We start from the raw sequence: 20,259 nt of genomic DNA, 5'->3' as shown, positions 1-20,259 counted from the left end.
AGCCTTGCCGCAGGCTGCCAGAGGGCAGGTCCTCCGCGTGAGTTGAGCCGTAGTGTGATCGGATGGGGGACACCGGGGCCCGGAGACGGGCCCGCACGCGAGTCCGCACGCGAAAGGAAGAACTCGTGGCTACCACGCGCTCCGCACACACGGTCTGGGAAGGCAACCTGCTCGAGGGCAACGGTGTCGTCACCTTCGACTCCTCCGGCGCCATCGGCGAGCAGCCGGTCACGTGGGCCTCGCGCGCCCAGGAGGCGAACGGCAAGACCAGCCCCGAGGAGCTGATCGCGGCCGCCCACTCCAGCTGCTTCTCCATGGCCTTCTCCAACATCCTCAACAAGGCCGGGACGCCGCCCACCAAGCTCATCACCTCGGCCGACGTCTCCTTCCAGCCCGGTGAGGGCATCACCGGCATCCACCTCACCGTCGAGGGCACCGTCCCCGGCATCGACGAGGCTGCCTTCCAGGCCGCCGCCGACGAGGCCAAGACCGGCTGCCCGGTCAGCCAGGCCCTCAAGGCCACGCCCATCACGCTGACCGCCAAGCTCGCCTGATCTGCCGCACGCCCGTCGCGCGGGCCCGCCCACCAGGGCGGCCCGCGCGTCGTCGTCGGTTCACCACCCCCGGCCGGGGTATGAACCAGACGCCTCGAACCGCCGGGCCGGAAGGAACGCGATGCTGCCGGGAACGTCCCCGAACGCGACGGTGCTCGACTCCGCCACCCGTGACCGGACCCGCCTCCTGCTGCTGTTCAGCCTCTCCGGACGGCTGCGCCCCCGGGACACCGCCCTCGGCGCCCTGGTCGACCGCTACCCCTACGGTCGCTTCACCTCCCACCTGATGACCAGCCAGGACGTACTGCCCGTCCCGGTCCTCGACGAGCAGGTCGCGCCCCGGCGGCTGCGGCTGCCGCACGGCGACCGAGGCCTTCCAGTCCTCGCTGGGCGACGCCCTGGTCATCCGCGACAGCCTGGAGAACTCGGCCCGCATGGTCGAGCGCCTGACCTCGGTGATCAGCGCCCGCTCCGCCGCCCTGGACGCCGAACTCGCCGAGCGCGACGACCGCCGTGAGCGCACCGTCTCCGGCCTGGTCGCCGCGGCCACGCTGATCGCCCTGGCGCCGACGCTGCTGCTGGCATTCTGTGGCGTGAACGGCACGAACGTCGACGAGCACCGCTCCATCCTCGACCTGAGCGCCTACGGCACGGCCTCGCTGGCCTGGCTGCCCTTCGTCGTCCTCGTGGTGATCGGCCGGGTCCTCCTCGGACGGGTCCGCACCCGCTCCGGATCGCTGCTGCCCGCGCCCGACGGCACCTTCGCCCCCGTCCCGCCTCCCCGCTCGCCCTCCGGGAACCCACGACCATGACGCCACACCCCGCCGTCTCCGCCCACCGGGGCGGTTCCGAGCACGCCGGTCCCGCCACCTGGGAGGCGTACGAGGACGCGATCAAGTCGGGCGCCGAGTACGTCGAGTTCGACATCCGCCGTACCAGGGACGGGGTCCTCGTCGTCTACCACGACCCCCGGGTCGGCCCCGCCGGGCCGCCGCTGTCCGTGCTCACGCATGCCGAGCTGTGCGAGCGGGCCGGGTACGCCGTGCCCGTGGTGGACGAGGTCATGGCGCTGATCGCCGGGAAACTCGTGGCCCACCTGGACCTCAAGGAGAGCGGCTACGAGCGGGAGATGGTCGACCGGGCGGTCGCCCTGCTCGGCGCGGACGGGCTGGTCGTGACCACGCTGGAGGACCGTTCCGTCGCCGCCGTCACCCGGGTCTTCCCCGGCGTGCGCACCGCCCTGTCCCTCGGGCGCGACCGCAGGGAGCTGGCCCTGGCCCGGCTGCCCGGGACCCGGCTGAGCGAGTTGTTCCCGGCCCGCCGCATCCGGGCCTGCGGGGCGCACGGCGTCGCCGTGCACCAGCGGCTGGCCAGGACGAACGTGCTGCGTGAGGCGACCAGGCACGGCCTGTTCACCATGGTCTGGACCGTCAACGACGACGCCCTCATGCGGGCCTTCCTCGCCCACCCGCGCGTCGACGTGCTCGTCACCGACCGGCCCCGGCGCGCGGTGGCCCTGCGCGGCCCGATCACCCTCTCGCGGCATTGACAACAGCGCACTCAAGTTTTGTGCTGGAGAGTGGGACGAGTCGTCGCCCTGGCGGAAGGGGACAGCGATGGGACGAGCGGTCGGGATCGACCTCGGAACCACGAACTCGGTGGTCGCCGTGCTGGAAGGCGGCGAGCCCACCGTCATCGCCAACGCGGAGGGTGCCAGAACCACACCCTCGGTCGTGGCGTTCGCCAAGAACGGCGAGGTGCTGGTCGGAGAGGTGGCCAAACGGCAGGCCGTGACCAACGTGGAGCGCACCGCCCGCTCGGTCAAGCGGTACATGGGCGACGCGCACTGGCGCTTCCCCGACGAGGGCGACGTGGACGGCACCCGGTACCGGGCGCAGGAGCTGTCCGCGCGGGTGCTGCAGAAGCTGAAGCGGGACGCGGAGTCCTACCTGGGCGAGGACGTCACCGACGCGGTGATCACCGTGCCCGCCTACTTCGACGACTCCCAGCGGCAGGCGACGAAGGAGGCCGGTGAGATCGCGGGCCTGAAGGTCCTGCGGATCATCAACGAGCCGACGGCCGCGGCCCTCGCCTACGGCCTGGACAAGGAGAACGACCAGACGGTCCTCGTCTTCGACCTCGGCGGCGGCACCTTCGACGTGTCGCTGCTGGAGATGGGTGAGGGCGTCATCGAGGTGAAGGCCACCAACGGCGACACGCACCTCGGCGGCGACGACTGGGACCAGCGGATCGTCGAGTACCTGATCAAGCGCTTCAAGGGCCAGAACGGCGTCGATCTCAGCACCGACAAGATGGCGGTGCAGCGGCTGCGCGAAGGGGCCGAGCGGGCCAAGATCGAGCTGTCCAGCTCGACCGAGACGACGATCAACCTGCCCTACATCACGGCCTCCGCAGAAGGGCCCCTGCATCTCGACGAGAAGCTGACCCGGGCCCAGTTCCAGGAGCTCACCGCCGATCTGCTGGACCGCTGCAAGGCGCCCTTCCACCAGGCGGTGAAGGACGCCGGCGTGCAGCTCTCGGCGATCGACCACGTGATCCTCGTCGGCGGCTCCACACGGATGCCCGCGGTGACGGACCTGGTCAAGGAACTGACCGGCAAGGAGCCGCACAAGGGCGTCAACCCCGACGAGGTCGTGGCCGTGGGCGCGGCGCTCCAGGCGGGCGTCATCCGCGGCGACGTGAAGGACGTGCTGCTGCTCGACGTCACCCCGCTGTCCCTGGGCATCGAGACCAAGGGCGGCATCATGACCAAGCTCATCGAGCGCAACACCACCATCCCGACCCGGCGTTCGGAGATCTTCACCACGGCGGCCGACAACCAGCCCTCCGTCGGCATCCAGGTCTACCAGGGCGAACGCGAGATCGCCGCGTACAACAAGAAGCTGGGCGTCTTCGACCTGACCGGGCTGCCGCCGGCGCCGCGCGGTGTGCCGCAGATCGAGGTGGCGTTCGACATCGACGCCAACGGCATCATGCATGTCTCCGCCAAGGACCTGGCGACCGGCCGGGAGCAGAAGATGACCGTCACCGGCGGCTCGGCCCTGCCCAAGGACGACATCGACCGCATGATGCGCGATGCCGAGCAGTACGCCGACGAGGACCGCAAGCGGCGCGAGGCCGCCGAGACCCGCAACCAGGCCGAGCAGCTCGTCTACCAGACCGAGAGCTTCCTCCGCGAGAACGGCGACCGGGTCCCGGCCGACACGAAGTTGGAGGTCGAGTCGGCCGTCGCCGAGGTGAAGGAGCATCTCGAACAGCAGGCGGACACCGCCGCCCTGCGCACCGGCGTCGAAAAACTCGCCTCCGTCAGCCAGAAGATGGGCCAGGCGATGTACGCCCAGGCGTCCCAGCAGACCCCCGCCGAGGAATCCCACGGCACCCCGCAGGACGAGGAGGGCGTGGTCGACGCGGAGATCGTGGACGAGGAGAAGGATCAGGGCGCCGGGCGGGACGGGAAGAGCGGGCCGGGCCAGGGCTGACCGGCCCTAGCGGAACGCGGCGACGTGGCGGTGGGCCCAGTCGGCGAAGGTGCGCGGCGCGCGGCCGAGGACCCGCTCGATGTCGGGGCTGATGCGCCGCTCGGCGGGAGTGGGCTCACCCAGGATGGCCAGCGTCGTCTCCGCCAAAGGTTCGGGCATGAACCGCAGCAGCTGCGCCCGGGCCTCGTCCCGGGTCTGCTCCACGAAGCGGACCGGTTCGCCGAGCGCATCCGCCAGCGCCCCGGCGCGCTGCCGGGGCGTGCTCAGGGCGGGTCCGGTCAGCTCGTAGAATTGTCCGGTGTGCCCGTTCTCCCGCAGCGTCGCCGCGGCGACCTCGGCGATGTCGTCCGGGTCGACGGTGGGCAGCCCGACGTCACCGAACGGCGCGGCGACGGTCCGCAGGGCGCGGACGGACTCGGCCCAGGCGTAGGCGTTGGAGTCGAAACCCCCGGGGCGCAGGATCACCCAGTCCAGGCCCGACCCCCGCACGGCCTCCTCGATGGCCCGTCCGACACCTCCGTGGGAGGCCGACTCCGGCCGGGTCGCGACTGCCTGGGAGGAGAGCAGCACGACACGCCGGACCCCGCCGTCCCGGGCCGCGTCGAGGATCCGACCGGGGTCCAGCAGATGGGCGTCGGCCCCGCCGTTCTGCAGGAACAGCGCGTCGGCGCCGTCCAGCACGGGTCGGAGGCTGCCGGCGTCGGTCAGGTCCGCCGGGCGGGCCTGGCCCCCGTCCGGCAGGTCCGAGTCCGAGACTCTCCTCGATGTCGCCGTCACCTTCTCCCCGGCCCCGGCGAGGGCATGGACGAGCGCTCGGCCCACGTTCCCGGTAGCACCGGTCACCACGATCATGAGCAACTCCTCTGGTTTGCGGCCTTGTTGACGATGCCGTGGACGCTAACACCGTCGGTATAGTAGGTACCTAGAGGAAAGTGACTATCCCGAAGGGGTGCGCATGGGTGTGGAGACGACCCGGGCGGCGTCCGCCGCCACCGTCCCGGAACTCGCCTGCCCGATCAGCGCGGTCGTGGACATCGTGTTCAGCCGGTGGACCACGCCGATCCTGTGGACGCTCCACACCCACGGCCGGCAGCGCTTCGTCGAGCTGGAGCGACGCATCGGCACCATCACGCCGAAGGTGCTGACCCAGCGCCTCAGGCAACTGGAGCGCGACGGCCTGGTCGTGCGCACCTACCACCCGGAGGTCCCGCCGCGGGTCGAGTACGAGATCAGCGAGCTCGGCCGCAGCCTCGCCCCGCTCTTCGCCCACCTCGCCGACTGGTCGGCCACTCACCTGGGCGAGGTCGAGCAGGCCCGCCAGACCTACGACAGCGAGAGCTAGTGCTGCGGCAGGCAACGTTCGCCCCGTCGCGACGCCCGGCACGCACTCTCGCCGCACCGGGCACAAACCCAAGTACATCCAGTACGAGGGCATGCACCCGGCACGCCGAGAGCACGCACCGGACGCCGCTCCTTGACGGGCAAACGTTGCCTGCCGCGGCACTAGCGTCCCGTGGCGACCGGCGGCAGCGTCGCGCACACCGCGTCCAGGACCGTCGCGTACGGCGTGCCGAAGTCGGTGAGCTTCGAGCGGAGCTGGTCCAGGCCGTCCCGGTGCTCCGCCAGCAGTCCGGTGTTGCCGGTGCGGGACGCGAACTCCAGGACCGCGGGCAGGAAGTCCGGTGGCTCCTCGCCGGTGGTCTCCAGGCCGTGCGCGCGGTACAGCTCCTCGGAGGGCGCCGGGGCGGCCTCGCGCCAGACGCTCAGGTACAGGCTGTGGTCGTGCCCGGCCTCGAACACCTCGACGTAGTGCGCGGCCAGTTCCATCGGCGGGGTGACGGCCGCGTGGTCGGCGAACTCCCGCAGCTGCGGGGCCGCTTCGCGCAGCAGCGGCAGCCGGGCGCGGAAGTCGTCGTCGGGGTACATCAGGCACAGCGCCGCCGCCTGGTACAGCACCTCGAATCCGGGCATCGGACCTCCTTCGCGTGCGCTCCCTTGCCTGCCACGTCATCCCGACGCTAGGGGTGGCCCGGGGAGCACACCTGCCGACGGCGCCCGTACGGGTCAGAACCCGTGCCATGACGTCAGGGCGCGGGGGAGCGGCTCAGTAGCGCTCGCGGTACTCCCGCAGCAGCTCCTCCGTGCGCTGCGCGGAGCCCGCCCCGGCCGTCATGTGGTCCAGCACCTCCAGATGCGCCGAGACCTCCTTGCGGGAGTCCAGGTACAGCGCGCCGGTCAGATACTCGGTGAAGACCATGTCGGGCAGTTCCGGCTCGGCGAAGCGGAACAGCGAGAAGGGGGCGTAGGTCCCCGGATGCGGGCCGTCGGCGAACTCGGCGATCTGGAGGGTGACCCGGTCGCGCGCGGCGTACTCCAGCAGCTTGTCCAGCTGGTCGCGCATCACCCGGCCGTCCACGCTCACCGGGCGGCGCAGCACCGTCTCGTCCATGATGACCCACAGGTGCGGCGGGTCCGGGCGGTCCAGGAGCCGCTGCCGCTCCATGCGCAGTGACACATGCCGGTCCACGGCCTCCGGCCCGGCGTTCGCGATGGTGCCGGACTGCATCACGGCCCGCGCGTACCCCTCGGTCTGCAGCAGCCCCGGCACGAAGTGCGGCTCGTACGACCGGATGATCCGGGCGGCGCCCTCCAGGCTCACGTACAGGCTGAACCACTCCGGCAGCACGTCGTGGAACCGCTGCCACCAGCCCGGCCGGTTCGCCTCCTCGGTGAGGTCGACGAACGCGGTCACCTCGTCCTCGGCCACCCCGTACGCCGTCAGCAGGATCTGCACGTACGGGATCTTCAACGCGACGTCGGCCGTCTCCATCCGCCGGACGGTCGCGGGGGCGACCCGCAGCACCTTGGCGGCCTCGTCACGGCTGAGGCCCGCGGCCTCGCGCAACTCCTGCAACCGCTTGCCCAGGACCACCTGGCCCACGGTGGGTGCGGCCCGCCGTTCACTCACGCCACGCCTCCCCAACGCGCCCACGCCTGTGATCAGTCTGTCACGTCCGGTCGGCGGCATCACAGGGCTCAACCCAAGAAGATCCCCGGAAACGGAGGAGCGGGCCGGGCATTACCCCTCGGGTAATCGACCGGACGCCGCCGGAACGGGATCGTGAACCCACCGGTTCCCGGGCGGCGCACTCCGCCCCGGGAACCGGCCCCAGCCCCGCACCCCGACCCGACGGAGGGTGATTCCCCATGTCCGCGATCCAGCTCGCCGCACTCGCCCGGACCACCGAGCCGCAGTCGATGCTGCGCCGCTTCCTCGCCCTGGACGCCGTCGTGACCGGCGGCAACGCGCTCGCCTACCTGGCGTTCTCCGGCCCGCTGGGGCGATTCCTCGGAACCGACGCCACGCTGCTGCTCGCCCTCGGCGCGTTCCTCGCCCTCTACGCGGCGGGCGTGGGCCTGCTGGCCGCCCGCAGGCAGCCGCCGGTGCTCGGCGTGCGGGCCGTCGTCGAGGCCAACATCGCCTGGGCGGCGGTGAGCCTCGTGGCCCTGGCGGTGTGGCTCACGCCGAGCACGCCGGGCGCCGTCTGGACGGTGCTCCAGGCGCTGGTCGTGGCCGGATTCGCCGGCCTCCAGCACATGTCCCTGAAGGCCCGTCAGGGCATGATCGCCTGAAGGTACTTGACCGTTGCCGGGTCGGCCGGGAGCAGCGTCTCGATGGCCAGCTCGGCGACCGTCACGTCCATCGGGGTGTTGAACGTGGAGATCGAGGAGATGAACGACAGCGTCCGCCCCTCGTGCTCGATCCGCAGCGGCAGCGCGAAGTACGGCACCGGCTCCGACGGCTCCTGCGCCGGATCCGCGTCGGGCACCGGATACGCCGCCACCTCCTCGTACAGCGCCCGCAGCGGCTCCGAGCGGTGCAGCGCGATCTGCCGCTCCATCTGCTCCAGCAGATGCCCCCGCCAGGCGCGCAGATTGCGGATCCGGGGCGCGAGGCCCTGCGGGTGCAGGGCCAGCCGCATCGCGTTCAGCGGCGGCTCCAGCAGCGACTCGGCGACACCGTCGACCAGCGTCATGATCCCCCGGTTGGCGGCCGCCACGTTGTACAGCGCGTCCACCACCAGCGCCGGATACGGCTCGTAGCCGCCGATCAGCCGCTCGATGCCCTCGCGCAGCGCGCCCAGCGCCGGGTCGTCCAGCGGGGTCTCCGGATAGCGAGGGGCGTAACCGGCCGCCAGCAGCAGCGCGTTGCGCTCCCGCACGGGGACGTCCAGATGCTCGGCCAGCCGCAGCACCATCTCCTCGCTGGGCCGGGAGCGGCCGGTCTCGACGAAGCTGATGTGGCGGGCCGAGGAGTCCGCGCGCAGGGCCAGCTCCAGCTGGCTGACCCGCCGCTGCTCCCGCCAGGCCCGCAGCAGCGGGCCCACGCCCTGCCCGGCGGTGGACGGGTGAGTGGTCATGCCGGGACCGTAGTCGAGAACCGGTCGTCCCGGACAGACGCACCCCTCTGACCAGGGCTTCGGCCGCTCCTCTGTGGCAGGCTGAGAAGACACCGAGGACACCGCGGCCACGGAGAGGAGCGCAGCCCATGCCCGTCGAACCGCTGTCGCACAAGGAGGTCGAGGACCGGCTGGCCGAGCTGCCGGGCTGGTCGCTCGACAAGGACCACCTCATCCGCTCCTACCGGCTGGGCTCGCACTTCGCGGCGACGGCGATGGTCGTGCACATCGCCCAGGTCCAGGAGGAGCTGAACCACCACTGCGACCTCACGCTCGGCTACGACACCGTCTCCCTGGCCGTGCACACGCACAGCGCGGGTGGCGCCGTCACCGAGAAGGACTTCGAGCTCGCCCGCAGGGTGGAGGACCTCGCCCCCGGGCACGGGGCACACTGACCGGGTGCTCGACTACGACAAGGAAGCGGAGCGGTACGACGCCTCGCGCGGCGGCGAGCCCCGGGCGGCCGCCGCCGCGGAAGCCGTGCTGCGCCTCGTGCCGCCCGGCACGGGCCGTCTGCTCGACGTCGCCTGCGGCACCGGCATCGTGACCCGCCGGCTCGCTGCGGCCCGCGAGGACCTGCGGGTGACCGGCGTCGACCTTGCCCCCGCGATGGCCCGGCAGGCATCCACCCGGCTCCCGGGCGCCGTCGTGCGGGCCGACTGCCGCCGGCTGCCGTTCCGGGACGGGCAGTTCGACGCCGTGTGCAGCGTGTGGCTGCTGCACCTGGCCGCCGGGCCCGCCGAGGTGGGGACCATCGTCGGCGAGTGCGCCCGGGTCCTGCGCCCCGGTGGGATCTACGTCACCACGGTCGACAAGGCCGCCTCCCACAACGTCGGCAGTGACATCGATGTCGTCCTGTCCTCCCGGCCGCCCAGCCCGGTCCGGGACGCGGCGGCGGACGTCGAGTCCGCGGCCGCCGCCCACGGCCTGCTGCCGGCCGGCCAGGCCCGCTTCACCGGTCACGGCCAGGGCCGCAGCCCCCGTCGCACCATCGCCGACCTGCGCCGCGGCTGGTTCGTCACCCTGCCGCCCGGTGACCCCCTCGCCGATGGCTTCGCCACCCGGCTCGCCCACCTCCCCGACCAGGAACGGCCGCGCCCCGACCCGGTGTTCAGCCTGCGGTCGTTCCGGAGGGCCGGGTGAAGTACATGATCCAGTGAGGACGGCTGGACCCGGACCACCGTCCCCATCGAGTCCCTCGACCACGCCCACGCCGAGTTCCTGCGCCTCGGCACGGGCATCGAGGTGCTCGAACCCCGGGAACTGCGCGACCGCCTCGCCCGGACGGCGGCGGAACTGGCGGAACGGTACGGCAGCCCGCGCACGGGCGCGTGACCGCCCGCTCAGGCAACCGCGCAGGTCTGCTCACCCAGCTTGAACGCGACCGGTTTCGCGTTCGTGTCCGAGCGGCTCGCGGTGAACCCGAAGCTCACCGACGACCCCGCCGCCACGTTCGCGTTCCAGGCGACGTTCTTCGCCGTCACCGTCGAACCCGACTGGGCCGCCTCGGTGTTCCACGCCTGGCTCAGCTTCTGGCCGTCGGTGAAGGGCCAGGCGAGGGACCAGCCGCTCCAGGGACCGGTGCCGGTGTTGGTGAGCTGGACGTCCGCCTGGAAGCCGCCCGACCACTGACTGGTGATCGTGTAGGTGACCTTGCAGGCGCCGGTCGGTGTGGGGTCGGGGCCCGGCCCCGGGTCCGTGGTGCCGCCGCCGGAGCTGTCGCCGTAGAGGACGCCGCGACCGTTCGTCGAGACGTAGACACGGCCGTAGACCCGCGGGTCGCCGGTGATCGCGGCGCCCGTCCAGCCCCACTGGTGGGCGTCGTCGTTGATGCGGGTCCAGCTCGCGCCCTTGTCCGTGGAGCGGTGGACGCCGCGTACGCCGCCGATCTTCGCGCTGGTGTAGAGGGTCTGGTAGGAGGCGCCGGGGGCGGCCTTGCCGAAGCCGATGGTATCGGCCTGCTCGACGTTCGAGAGCTTGGTGAAGCTCGCCCCGCCGTCCGTGGAGTGCCACAGCCCGTACGCGCCGTCCGCCGCGCCGCCCGCCAGCCACACATCGCCCTTCCCGCCGGGCAGCGCCTTGAAGCGGACGCTGTCGCCGCCGGGCAGGCCACTCGCGGGTGACGCCTTGAACGTCGCCCCGCCGTCCGTACTGACGTAGAACTTCCCGGACTTGAAGCCGTAGAAGGTCTTCGTGTCGACGCGGTCCGACTCGACGATCGCCCCGGCGGGGATCCCGGCGGAGGCCTGCCACGACGTGCCGAAGCCCGTCGTGTGGTGGACACCGGCCCCCTCGGGACTCCACACGAACCGGGTGCCGTCGGCCGCCGACGCGACCGTGCCGCCGCCGCTCACCCCCGAAGGGTCGGTCCCGGCGAACCAGTTGGCGCCGTTGTCCGTGGAGAACGCGATGTGCGGCCCCGAGTCCAGGTTGCCCGTCCGCACCACCGTGTCCGGGTTCGACTCGGCGAAGTCCAGGCTGGTGGTCGTCGTGAAGTTCGGCTGGGTGAACATCATCGACGGCACCTTCGTCAGGTCCGTGTGCCGGAAGCCGCCGATGTCACCGAGCGCGCTCAGCAGCGGGGCGCCCGACGGGGGAGAGACGAGGTCGTTGACCGCGGTCTCCTCCAGGCCCTGCACCATCGGTCTGATGGCGAACTTGCCTCCGCCGTCCCAGTTCGTGAGGTTCTCGGTGCCGTAGACCGTCGCACCCGTCCCGTACATCATGCGGTCGGAATTGAACGGGTCGATCTCCAGGGCCTCGGTCATCCAGCCCAGCTTCGGCGTCTGCTCGGGCGGCTGCGGGTTCGCGCCCCAGGTCAGCCATGGCGAGGACGAGACATCCATCGTGTAGCGGTTCTCGCGGTTCGGGTACGACGTGTAATCCCACGCCTTGCTCCAGGTCGCGCCGCTGTCCGTGGAGCGGAAGATCTGCGTGTCCGGCCACCAGGCGCTGTACGCGCTCGCCATGACCGTGCCCGGCTTGCGCCGGTCCACGGTGAGCCCGCTGAAGCCGTAGAAGGTGTCCGCCTCCGCCACCGGGCTGATGTCCCTCCAGGTCCCCGTGCCCGTCGTGTACCGCCACAGCCGGCCCTTGCCGCCGTCGTACGGCCCGCCCCTGTCGCTGTAGGCGAGGTACAGATAGCCGTTCTTCGCGTCCAGGACGCCCTTGTGGGCGAGGTGGCCGGTGGGCTGCCCGGCCAGCCGCTGCCAGGTGGCGCCCGCGTCCGTCGACCGGTACACCGCGTTGTCCTTGTCGGCGACTCCGACGTAGACCGTCTTCGTGGCGCTCCCGGCCGTGCCCGTGGACTCGTCGAAGGTCACCCAGACGATGCCCTGGTTGTCGGACGCGTAGCCGCTCGTGTCGCTCGGGTCCTGGGCGTAGTTGCCGACGTTGGGGAAGTTCGCCACCTGCGACCAGCTGACCCCCGAGTCCGTCGACCGCCACAGCCCCTTGCCGCTGGGTGCCCCGAGATACAGCACGCTGTTGCGGTTCGGGTCGACGGCCAGCCGCTCGCCCATGCCCCGCCCCGGCATGTTGCCGCCGAGCTTGAACGGCAGGTTCGCCTTCTGCCAGCTCGCGCCCCGGTCGGCGGAGCGCATGACCGCGCCGTTCTTCGGATCCCAGCTGTTCGTGTACGTCCCGACCGCCGCGTACACCCGGTTCGGGTCGACGGAGTCGGACGCGATGCTGACCACGCCCGTGTGCCCCCAGTCCTCCCACCCGACCGAGTCCAGCAGTGGCGTCCAGGCCTTGGAGGACTCCTGCCAGCGGTAGGCACCGCCGATGTCGGTGCGCGCGTAGGCCAGGTTCTTCTCGGAACGGTTGAAGACGATGCCCGGTACGAACCCGCCCCCGTCGATCCGGGCGTTCTTCCAGGTGTACGTATCGGCGGCGAGCTTCGGCGCCGGGGGATCGGCGGCCAGGGCGGTGGGGGCACCCGACAGCAGACCGGCCGCCAGCGCCAGCACGGCCGTGAGAATACGGGTTCTTCGCACGGTGGGGGTCCTTCCGTGAGGGGGGACGTGCGAGGGCCGGGCGGCTCCCGTGCGGAGGGGAGCCGCCCGGCCGGGTCGGCCTCGCCGTCAGGTGGCGAGACCACGAACGCGGAGCTTCGGACGCACCTGCTTGTTCAGGGGGCGCGGGGAACTGCGCGACCAGCCACGACGGACCCGCAGTCGACCACGGCCCCACCCGCGGAGCGCCCGGCGGGGGCTATTCGAGGAGCTCCGCGTACGAGCCCATGGCCAGGGCGATGTCCGCCTGGGCCCAGAACCGGTGGTACGTGAACGACGGCACCGCGCCGCCCGAGAGATAGCTCTCGATCTTCGACCAGGCGGGATCGTCCTCGTAGAAGGACCGGATCGAGTCGAACGTCGACGACGAGTTGATCGCGTCACCGTTCGGCATCGTGCCCGTCCAGCCGCTCGGGATGTACACCGGGTCGTCGAACCGGTTGTAGTCGGCCCGGTTCTCCGGGACCGCGATCCCGAGGGCGTCCTGGTGGTTGTCCCACATGCCGTCCAGCAGCTTCTTCGCCGCCGCCGCGGCCTCCGTGTCACCGGAGCGGTCCGCGTAGTACGTCAGGGTCTTGGCGTACGCGGCGGCCACACCGACATCGTTGGTGTAGTCGGCGACGGTGACGCGCAGCCCGCTGTTGGCGCCGGGGCTGGAGGCGTTCCAGGTGTCGGGCTGGCCCGACCACTGCAATGTCGACGGGATCCGGAACGTGCCGTCCGGGTTGAACGTGGTCTTGGACAGCGCCCAGTCGACCCACTTGTCGAGGACCGTCTTGGCCTTGGCGTTGCCCGTCTGCTGGTACAGCTCGGCGACGCGCTCCATGGACCACGCCTGGAAGCCGAACCACTGGTTGGACGGCGGGTCGTGGTACACGGGCTTCTCGTCGTAGTACATGCCGTAGAACGTCGACTTGCCCGAAGGCGGGGTCGCGTACCGGCCCGCCCAGCTGTTGGTGGCGCCGCCGGCGATGGCGCCCTCGCTCGACTGCAGCCAGCGGTAGAACTCCAGCTGCCGGTCCATGGACTTGGCCCAGTCCGCCGCGCCCGTCGCCGACTTGGGCTTCAGCGGGGCGTAGTTGCCGAGCGCGTAGGCCGCGAGGGGGTTCTGGTAGCCGCCGTGGGCGTGGCTGGAACCGATGCGCCAGGCCCAGCCGGCGCTGGTGTCGGTGGCGCCGCCCCAGGCGTAGTACCAGGACATCAGGTAGAACGAGGCGTCCTTGCCGGTGCCCGCCGGGCAGGCCGACGGCCCGACGCAGTTGCCGACCTTCTTGAAGTACTTGTCGAACATGGAGTAGCGCAGGTAGTCACCCATCTTGGCGGCCTTGCCCACCGTCGCGGAGACGGCGGAGCCCTTGCCCTGCTCCTTCGCCCACAGGTCCGCCCAGTAGGCGGCCTGCACGGCCCGCGCGTCGGCGTCCGGCGCGTTGGTGAACTTCCACTGCTTGGCGTAGGAGGCGTCACCGGTGAACAGGTCCAGATAACCGTTCCTGCCGCCGTACTTGAAGGCGTCGCAGGTCGGCTGCGGCACCGTCTCCCACACCGACTCCTGCGCGCCGCGCTGGAAGGTGTTGATGTAGGACGGGCCGGTGTCCGAGGGGCCCGCCTCGCACTTGCCGGGGGAGTTGCCGTAGCCGTAGACGTTGTCCACGTCCTGCAGCCAGTGCATGCCGTAGACGTCGTCCGTGCCGTACGCGCTCTTCAGCTCGCCCGCGATCGGGTCGGATCCGACCGAGACACCGGTGTCGAGCTTGGCCGGGTACTCGTTCGGCGTGTCCAGCTCGGGGGCGTAGGTGGCCGGCTTGGAGGCGTTGTAGAAGGAGTTGGTCGGCTGGTCGGCCTTGGTGGGGATCATGTACTTCTCCATGAGGTCCCACGCGCCGTTGAACTTCGACCAGTCACCCGTCACCTTGCCGTACATGGCCTGGAGCCACAGGAGATAGCTGTACGCCTCCGACGTGGTCTCGTGGCCGTGGTCCGGCGCCTCGACGATCAGCGTCTCCACCGAGTGATACGGGATGCCTTCGGGGGAGAAGTAGCCGTTCGCCGGGTTGGTGATCTTCCCGTAGAGCTCCAGGAAGCGGGCGTCGTACACCTTCGCCGCCGCCAGCTGGGTCACGGTGACCGAGGCCTTGGCGTGGCCCGCTGCCGTCGACTCGAACACGGCCGATCCGCTGCCCGAGTTCGCGGCGGTGACGGTCACCTTCTGCGCGGTGTTCCAGTTCTGCGGCGTGAAGGTCAGCGAGGCGCCGGAGGAGACCGAGAGCCCCGAGTTGCCGCTCGCCCGGGCCGAAGCCACCGTCACGTTGGCGGCGGGCTGCTTGGACAGCTTCACCTCGTAGGTGCCCGACTTGCCGGACTGGACGCCCAGCTGGAGCGGCGAGGCGACGACAGTCGGGCCGGAGGCCACGGTGATGCCGACCGGGGTGGAGTCGGCCGAGGCGCCCATGCTGTCGTACGCCTTCGCCACCAGGGAGTGACTGCCCACGGCCAGGTCGGAGACGGACAGCGCGTACGGCGCACTGGTGTCCGTGCCCAGCAGCTTGGTGTCGTCGTAGAACTCCACCTTGCTGATCGTGGCGTTGTCCGCGGCGGCTGCGGTCGCCGCCAGCGGCACCGCCTGGCCCTGGGTGTAGACGGCGCCGGCGCTCGGGCTGGTCAGCACGGCGATCGGCGGCTGGTGCGCGCCGGTGCAGGGCGTGCCGTTGACCGAGAAGGACGTCGGCGCGGTGTTGCTGCCGCTGTAGGAGAACTGGGCGCCGGTGGAGACGGCGGCGCCCGCGGCGACCCGCGCGTTGTGGGAGGCGTTCTTCACGGTGATGTTGCCGCCGGACTGCGTCCAGCTGCCGTTCCAGCCGTTGCCCAGCTTCTGGTTGCCGGCGTAGGCGTAGGTCAGCGTCCAGCCGTCGATGACGTCCGTGCCGCGGTTGGTGAGGGTCAGGTCCACCGTGAAACCGGAGCCCCAGTCGTTCGTCTTGTAGTCGACACTGCACTGGAGTGCCGCTGCCTGTGCGGGAGTCGACCCCGAGGAGAGCATCGTCAACGGAAGCGCGAGAGCTGCGAGGGCGGCGGTCCACAACCGCCGTACCGCTCCGCGTCTCCGGGGTGGGGGATGCATGGTGCTGGTTCCTCCTTGCGGCTCGGAGAAGTCAAGGCTTGAACCAGTGGGAGCGCTCCCATAGTGCGGACACGTCAGGTACCGGTCAAGGTCTTTGAAGAGTCGAAAAGATTCGACGCCCCACGTTGAGCAAAAGTCAGCAACTCCCCTGTTCTTTACTGTCGCTTGGCGCTACCTTCCTTGACACCAGTGGGAGCGGTTCCATCAGTCGACGCGTCCGTCACGGCACGCCCGACCTGCAAGGAGTCGCTCATGCGACACCCCCCGCGTTCAGTACTTTGAGCCGCCGCCGGCGCGAGACGCCCGTGTGCGGCGACAGTTGCACGCCCCGCGTCGGCCGCGTATGGCGCCCGCATCGGCTCCGCCATGCCCGCGAAAGCCTCACCGCACCTCTCAACCCCCCACGGAACCGCGGAAATCGCAAGGAACCCAACGGAAGAGGGACCCCCACTCATGAGCCGTACGAGAACCGCGTTACTGGCCGCCATGGCCCTGGTCGCCGGCGCGACCGGCACAGCGTTCGCCGTCGACCCGGGCAGTGCCGGCATCGCCGCAGTCCCCTGCACCGTCGACTACAAGGTCCAGAACCAGTGGAGCACCGGCTTCACCGCCGCCGTGACCGTCACCAACAACAGCGCCGCCAGGTCCTCGTGGTCGCTGAAGTGGTCGTACGCCGGCAACCAGAAGGTCACCAGCGGCTGGAACGCCAAGCTGAGCCAGAGCGGTGCCGCCGTCACCGCCGCCAACGAGACCTACAACGCCCAGCTGGCGACCGGCGGTTCGGTGAGCTTCGGCTTCCAGGGCAGCTACAGCGGCAGCAACGCGATCCCGGCCACCTTCACCCTCGACGGCGTGACCTGCAACGTCGACGACGGTGGCCCCGGCGGCCCCACGGATCCGCCGGACCCGGGGGGGCCGTCCACTCGCGTGAACAACCCCTACGAGGGCGCGAAGGTGTACGTGAACCCGGAGTGGTCCGCGAACGCCGCGGCCGAGCCGGGCGGCAGCCGGGTCGCCGGCCAGCCGACCGGTGTCTGGCTGGACCGCATCGCCGCGATCAACGGCGCCGGCGGCAAGATGGGCCTGCGCGCCCACCTCGACGAGGCGCTGCGCCAGAAGGGCTCCGGCGAACTCGTCGTCCAGTTCGTCATCTACAACCTGCCCGGCCGGGACTGCTCCGCCCTCGCCTCCAACGGCGAGCTGAAGGCCGACGAGATCGGCCGCTACAAGACGGAGTACATCGACCCGATCAAGGCGATCCTCGCCGACTCGAAGTACGCCTCGCTGCGGATCGTCACCACGGTCGAGATCGACTCGCTGCCGAACCTCGTCACCAACACCGGCAGCCGCCCGACGGCCGTCCCGCAGTGCGACGTGATGAAGGCCAACGGCAACTACGTCAAGGGCGTCGGCTACGCGCTCAACAAGCTCGGCGACGTGCCCAACGTCTACAACTACGTCGACGCCGGGCACCATGGCTGGATCGGCTGGGACGACAACTTCGGCCCCACCGCCACCATCATGAAGGAGGCGGCGACCGCCGAGGGCGCCACGGTGAACGACGTCCACGGCTTCATCACCAACACGGCGAACTACAGCGCCCTGAAGGAGAACAACTTCACCATCAACGACACCGTGGGCGGCAAGTCCGTCCGCGAGTCGAAGTGGGTCGACTGGAACCGCTACCTCGACGAGCTGTCCTACGCCCAGGCCTTCCGCAACCAACTGGTCTCGGCGGGCTTCGACTCGAACATCGGCATGCTGATCGACACCTCCCGCAACGGCTGGGGCGGCGCCGCACGGCCCACCGGACCGGGCGCTACGACCAGCGTCGACACCTACGTCGACGGCGGGCGATACGACCGTCGCCTCAACGCCGGCAATTGGTGCAACCAGTCCGGAGCGGGTCTCGGCGAGCGCCCGAAGGCCGCCCCGGCCGCCGGGATCGACGCCTACGTGTGGATGAAGCCGCCGGGTGAGTCCGACGGGTCGAGCAAGGCCATCCCGAACGACGAGGGCAAGGGCTTCGACCGCATGTGCGACCCGACCTACACGGGCAACCCGCGGAACAACAACAACATGTCCGGCGCCCTGGCGGACGCGCCGGTGTCCGGGCACTGGTTCTCCGCGCAGTTCCGGCAGCTGATGCAGAACGCGTACCCGCCGCTGTCCTGACCGGCGTGTACTGATCCGCTGATCCGCCGGGGCTCCCGCCCCGGCGGATTTTGCGGGACCGGCAACAGCACTGGCCTCCGATCGGTGCGTCGGCGCACGCTGACCGCATCCGAGCGAGAGGCTGACCACCATGGCGCACGACCACGAGCACGTTCACCGGCAGGGCCACGGCCACCACCACGACCACACCGACATCGACTGGGCGGCGATGGCCCCGATGCTGGAGTCCGAGGCGGAGCTGTTCACGTCGATGTACGAGCGGGCCCTGGCCTGGCTGGCGAAGGAAGTGACCGAACCAGGGCTGATCGTCGACGTGGGCAGTGGGCCCGGCGTGGTGTCGTGTCTGTTCGCCGAGACGTTCCCGGGCGCCCGGATCGTGGCCGTGGACGGTTCGGAGCCACTGCTGGAGCGGGCCCGGGCACGGGCGGAGCGACAGGGGGTGGCCGACCGCTTCGGGACGGTCTGTGGCGAACTTCCGGAGGTTCTAGACGAGTTGGACTATCCAGCCGATCTGCTGTGGGCGAGCCGCACCCTGCACCATCTCGGCGACCAGAGGGCCGGGCTCGCCGCGTTCGCGGCGCGGCTCGCGCCCGGGGGCACCCTGGCCCTCATGGAGGGCGGGCTGCCCGCACGGTTCCTGCCCCGCGACATCGGCATCGGCCGCCCCGGCCTTCAGGCGCGCATGGACGCGCTGGAGGAGGAGTGGTTCACGAGGATGCGGCAGGACCTCCAGGGCCATGTCGCCGAGCCGGAGAACTGGCCCGCACTGCTGTCCGCCGCGGGCCTGAAGCACACCCGGACGCACAGCTTCCTCCTGGACCTTCCCGCCCCGGCCTCGGACCGCGCCCGTGCCCACGTCGTCGACTCCCTCACCCGCTTCCGCGACACCCTCGCGGAGGGCCTCGACCACGACGACCGCGCCACCCTCGACCGCCTCCTCGACCCCGGCGACGAGGCGGGCCTGCACCGCCGCCAGGACGTGTTCGTGCTGGCGGCCCACACCGTGCACACGGCGGTCCGGCCCGCCTAGCTCCGAGGCCCCTTGACTTCGAGAGCGCTTCAACTGATGGACTCCCCGGCAGCGCACACCGGCCGACAGCACAGGGGGAATCCATGTCCAACCTCGACGGGGCCACGATGGGGGGCACCGCCCGCTCGAGCGCAGCCGAAAGTGGGGAAGGGCCGTGACCGGGCTCACCGAGAACACCCGGCGGCAGGTGACCGAGTGGGGCCGTGGGCGTCACCCTGGTCGCGCCGGGAGGGACGGAGACCCCCTTCTGGGACTCCTACGGCAGCCTCCCGCCCGGCCATCTCCTCACGGCCGGGCGGGATCGCCGACCCGGTGGTCCGGGCGATCCGCCAGCCGGCCGGTGTCGATGTCAACCGTCGTCATACGGTCGGGGGGCCGGCCGGTCCGAGACGGCGGAAACGACAGCGCCCCGGCCCGGGCCCCACGAAGGGGGCCCGGGCCGGGGCGCTGTCGGTGCTCCGGCGCTGTGCGGGACTCCGGACCCGGGCGCCGCCGGTACGGCTCAGGCGCCGTTGAACTCCGCCGGGTCCGGGCCGATGCGGCGGTCCTCGTTCAGGGCGCTGATCGCGGCAAGGTCCTCGTCGTCGAGGCTGAAGTCGAAGACCTCGATGTTCTCCTTGATCCGCGACGGCGTCACGGACTTCGGGATCACCACGTTGCCCAGCTGGATGTGCCAGCGCAGCACGACCTGGGCCGGGGTGCGCTCGTGCTTGCGGGCGATGGCGACGATCGCCGGGACCTCCAGCAGTCCCTTGCCCTGGCCGAGCGGCGACCAGGCCTCCGTGGCGATGCCCTGCTCCGAGTGGTACGCGCGGGAGGCGCCCTGCTGCAGATGCGGGTGCAGCTCGATCTGGTTCACCGCCGGGACGACCGACGTCTCACCGATCAGCTTCTGCAGGTGCTCGGGAAGGAAGTTGGAGACGCCGATGGCACGGATCCGGCCGTCGGCGTGCAGCTTCTCGAACGCCTTGTAGGTGTCGACGTACAGACCGCGCTCCGGCGTCGGCCAGTGGATCAGGTACAGATCGACGAAGTCCAGGCCGAGCTTCTCCAGCGACGTGTCGAAGGCGCGCAGCGTGGAGTCGTACCCCTGGTCGGCGTTCCAGAGCTTCGTGGTGACGAAGAGCTCCTCGCGGGGGACGCCGGAGCCGGCGATGGCCTTGCCTGTGCCCTCCTCGTTGCCGTAGATCGCCGCTGTGTCGATGCTGCGGTACCCGGCCTCCAGCGCCGTCGCGACGGCCGTCTCGGCCTCGTCGTCCGGCACCTGCCAGACGCCGAAGCCCAGCTGGGGCATCTCGACGCCGTTGTTCAGGATGATCGGGGGGACCTTGCTCACGAGCTCTCGATCCTTCGGTAAGTGGTCAGGTGTACTACCCATCGTCAACGATCACGGGCGGTGATGCATT

At 70.8% G+C, this 20,259-nt stretch carries 17 protein-coding genes and 2 pseudogenes; 12 read left to right on the top strand and 7 right to left on the bottom strand.

Annotation, left to right across the window (positions count from 1 at the left end; all coding sequences use genetic code 11):
- Nucleotides 1-125: 125 nt before the first annotated feature.
- From HDC93_RS02355 to dnaK, 4 genes are all read left to right on the top strand, one after another.
- Nucleotides 126-554 (top strand): OsmC family peroxiredoxin, encoded by a 429-nt coding sequence (locus tag HDC93_RS02355; RefSeq protein WP_030843761.1) that lies wholly within the window; start codon nucleotides 126-128, stop codon nucleotides 552-554.
- 434 nt (nucleotides 555-988) lie between these two features.
- A complete protein-coding gene (locus tag HDC93_RS38060; RefSeq protein WP_260419350.1) occupies nucleotides 989-1,366 on the top strand; it encodes a hypothetical protein in 378 nt (125 codons plus the stop codon).
- Nucleotides 1,363-2,103, top strand: coding sequence for a glycerophosphodiester phosphodiesterase family protein (locus HDC93_RS02345; protein ID WP_185006623.1), 741 nt, complete (start codon nucleotides 1,363-1,365; stop codon nucleotides 2,101-2,103). Before HDC93_RS38060 ends, HDC93_RS02345 begins: the two co-directional genes overlap by 4 nt.
- 67 nt (nucleotides 2,104-2,170) lie before the next feature.
- Complete coding sequence (dnaK, locus tag HDC93_RS02340; RefSeq protein ID WP_185006621.1) at nucleotides 2,171-4,054, top strand: molecular chaperone DnaK; 1,884 nt, start codon at nucleotides 2,171-2,173, stop codon at nucleotides 4,052-4,054.
- Nucleotides 4,055-4,060: 6 nt separating this feature from the next.
- Here dnaK and HDC93_RS02335 read toward each other — a convergent pair whose 3' ends face one another.
- Nucleotides 4,061-4,906: an NAD(P)H-binding protein gene (locus HDC93_RS02335; protein ID WP_185006619.1), complete on the bottom strand. Its 846-nt coding sequence runs from the start codon at nucleotides 4,904-4,906 to the stop codon at nucleotides 4,061-4,063.
- A gap of 103 nt (nucleotides 4,907-5,009) precedes the next feature.
- On the opposite strand from HDC93_RS02335, the gene HDC93_RS02330 reads away from it, so the two are divergent.
- Nucleotides 5,010-5,396, top strand: a complete 387-nt coding sequence (locus HDC93_RS02330; RefSeq protein ID WP_185006617.1) for a helix-turn-helix domain-containing protein — start codon at nucleotides 5,010-5,012, stop codon at nucleotides 5,394-5,396.
- 161 nt (nucleotides 5,397-5,557) lie between these two features.
- Here the strand turns inward: HDC93_RS02330 and HDC93_RS02325 are convergent, their stop codons facing one another.
- The gene (locus HDC93_RS02325) at nucleotides 5,558-6,025 is read right to left on the bottom strand and encodes a nitrate reductase molybdenum cofactor assembly chaperone (protein WP_097221858.1); all 468 of its coding nucleotides are present in this window, start codon (nucleotides 6,023-6,025) and stop codon (nucleotides 5,558-5,560) included.
- Nucleotides 6,026-6,158: 133 nt separating this feature from the next.
- Nucleotides 6,159-7,022 (bottom strand): helix-turn-helix transcriptional regulator, encoded by an 864-nt coding sequence (locus tag HDC93_RS02320; RefSeq protein ID WP_185006615.1) that lies wholly within the window; start codon nucleotides 7,020-7,022, stop codon nucleotides 6,159-6,161.
- Nucleotides 7,023-7,261: 239 nt separating this feature from the next.
- Here HDC93_RS02320 and HDC93_RS02315 point away from each other — a divergent pair, with 239 nt between their 5' ends.
- The gene (locus HDC93_RS02315) at nucleotides 7,262-7,687 is read left to right on the top strand and encodes a hypothetical protein (protein ID WP_185006613.1); all 426 of its coding nucleotides are present in this window, start codon (nucleotides 7,262-7,264) and stop codon (nucleotides 7,685-7,687) included.
- On the opposite strand, the gene HDC93_RS02310 is transcribed toward HDC93_RS02315, so the two are convergent.
- Nucleotides 7,669-8,475: a helix-turn-helix domain-containing protein gene (locus HDC93_RS02310; RefSeq protein ID WP_185006611.1), complete on the bottom strand. Its 807-nt coding sequence runs from the start codon at nucleotides 8,473-8,475 to the stop codon at nucleotides 7,669-7,671. The genes HDC93_RS02315 and HDC93_RS02310 overlap by 19 nt on opposite strands.
- Nucleotides 8,476-8,603: 128 nt before the next feature.
- On the opposite strand from HDC93_RS02310, the gene HDC93_RS02305 reads away from it, so the two are divergent.
- The 3 genes and pseudogenes from HDC93_RS02305 to HDC93_RS02295 all read left to right on the top strand — a co-directional run.
- Nucleotides 8,604-8,909 carry a 4a-hydroxytetrahydrobiopterin dehydratase gene (locus HDC93_RS02305; protein ID WP_185006609.1) on the top strand — a complete coding sequence of 102 codons (306 nt, stop codon included), beginning with the start codon at nucleotides 8,604-8,606 and terminating at the stop codon, nucleotides 8,907-8,909.
- A gap of 4 nt (nucleotides 8,910-8,913) precedes the next feature.
- The gene (locus HDC93_RS02300; protein WP_185006607.1) at nucleotides 8,914-9,657 is read left to right on the top strand and encodes a class I SAM-dependent methyltransferase; all 744 of its coding nucleotides are present in this window, start codon (nucleotides 8,914-8,916) and stop codon (nucleotides 9,655-9,657) included.
- Between the two features lie 24 nt (nucleotides 9,658-9,681).
- Nucleotides 9,682-9,849 (top strand): annotated as a pseudogene (locus tag HDC93_RS02295) (WYL domain-containing protein); the annotation flags it as partial.
- A gap of 8 nt (nucleotides 9,850-9,857) precedes the next feature.
- On the opposite strand, the gene HDC93_RS02290 reads toward HDC93_RS02295, so the two are convergent.
- Together HDC93_RS02290 and HDC93_RS02285 are read right to left on the bottom strand one after the other, a co-directional pair.
- Entirely contained in the window at nucleotides 9,858-12,512 is a 2,655-nt protein-coding gene (locus HDC93_RS02290; RefSeq protein WP_185006605.1) for a cellulose binding domain-containing protein, read from the bottom strand.
- 217 nt (nucleotides 12,513-12,729) lie between these two features.
- On the bottom strand, nucleotides 12,730-15,648 hold the full coding sequence (locus tag HDC93_RS02285) for a glycoside hydrolase family 48 protein (protein WP_185006603.1): 2,919 nt from the start codon (nucleotides 15,646-15,648) through the stop codon (nucleotides 12,730-12,732).
- Nucleotides 15,649-16,101: 453 nt separating this feature from the next.
- Here HDC93_RS02285 and HDC93_RS02280 point away from each other — a divergent pair, with 453 nt between their 5' ends.
- From HDC93_RS02280 to HDC93_RS38055, 3 genes and pseudogenes are all read left to right on the top strand, one after another.
- Entirely contained in the window at nucleotides 16,102-17,823 is a 1,722-nt protein-coding gene (locus HDC93_RS02280) for a glycoside hydrolase family 6 protein (RefSeq protein ID WP_185006601.1), read from the top strand.
- A gap of 130 nt (nucleotides 17,824-17,953) precedes the next feature.
- Nucleotides 17,954-18,853, top strand: coding sequence for a class I SAM-dependent methyltransferase (locus tag HDC93_RS02275; protein WP_185006599.1), 900 nt, complete (start codon nucleotides 17,954-17,956; stop codon nucleotides 18,851-18,853).
- A 151-nt stretch (nucleotides 18,854-19,004) separates the two neighbouring features.
- Nucleotides 19,005-19,235: pseudogene (locus HDC93_RS38055) on the top strand (short-chain dehydrogenase); the annotation flags it as partial.
- A 120-nt stretch (nucleotides 19,236-19,355) separates the two neighbouring features.
- On the opposite strand, the gene HDC93_RS02270 reads toward HDC93_RS38055, so the two are convergent.
- Entirely contained in the window at nucleotides 19,356-20,231 is an 876-nt protein-coding gene (locus HDC93_RS02270) for an aldo/keto reductase (protein ID WP_185006597.1), read from the bottom strand.
- Between the last annotated feature and the right edge of the window lie 28 nt (nucleotides 20,232-20,259).

Origin of the sequence: Streptomyces sp. AK010, assembly GCF_014207295.1 — a bacterium.
GTDB classification, from domain to species: Bacteria; Actinomycetota; Actinomycetes; order Streptomycetales; family Streptomycetaceae; genus Streptomyces; species Streptomyces massasporeus.
This window is presented reverse-complemented; position numbering and strand designations above follow the sequence as displayed.

What these genes read in the sequence shown, in the direction of transcription:
- HDC93_RS38060 (WP_260419350.1), top strand. Translation starts at nt 989, where the DNA reads ATGGTCGAGCGCCTGACCTCGGTGATCAGCGCCCGCTCCGCCGCCCTG.
- HDC93_RS02345 (WP_185006623.1), top strand. Translation starts at nt 1,363, where the DNA reads ATGACGCCACACCCCGCCGTCTCCGCCCACCGGGGCGGTTCCGAGCAC.
- dnaK (WP_185006621.1), top strand. Translation starts at nt 2,171, where the DNA reads ATGGGACGAGCGGTCGGGATCGACCTCGGAACCACGAACTCGGTGGTC.
- HDC93_RS02335 (WP_185006619.1), bottom strand. Translation starts at nt 4,906, where the DNA reads ATGATCGTGGTGACCGGTGCTACCGGGAACGTGGGCCGAGCGCTCGTC.
- HDC93_RS02330 (WP_185006617.1), top strand. Translation starts at nt 5,010, where the DNA reads ATGGGTGTGGAGACGACCCGGGCGGCGTCCGCCGCCACCGTCCCGGAA.
- HDC93_RS02325 (WP_097221858.1), bottom strand. Translation starts at nt 6,025, where the DNA reads ATGCCCGGATTCGAGGTGCTGTACCAGGCGGCGGCGCTGTGCCTGATG.
- HDC93_RS02315 (WP_185006613.1), top strand. Translation starts at nt 7,262, where the DNA reads ATGTCCGCGATCCAGCTCGCCGCACTCGCCCGGACCACCGAGCCGCAG.
- HDC93_RS02310 (WP_185006611.1), bottom strand. Translation starts at nt 8,475, where the DNA reads ATGACCACTCACCCGTCCACCGCCGGGCAGGGCGTGGGCCCGCTGCTG.
- HDC93_RS02305 (WP_185006609.1), top strand. Translation starts at nt 8,604, where the DNA reads ATGCCCGTCGAACCGCTGTCGCACAAGGAGGTCGAGGACCGGCTGGCC.
- HDC93_RS02285 (WP_185006603.1), bottom strand. Translation starts at nt 15,648, where the DNA reads ATGCATCCCCCACCCCGGAGACGCGGAGCGGTACGGCGGTTGTGGACC.
- HDC93_RS02280 (WP_185006601.1), top strand. Translation starts at nt 16,102, where the DNA reads ATGAGCCGTACGAGAACCGCGTTACTGGCCGCCATGGCCCTGGTCGCC.
- HDC93_RS02275 (WP_185006599.1), top strand. Translation starts at nt 17,954, where the DNA reads ATGGCGCACGACCACGAGCACGTTCACCGGCAGGGCCACGGCCACCAC.
- HDC93_RS02270 (WP_185006597.1), bottom strand. Translation starts at nt 20,231, where the DNA reads ATGGGTAGTACACCTGACCACTTACCGAAGGATCGAGAGCTCGTGAGC.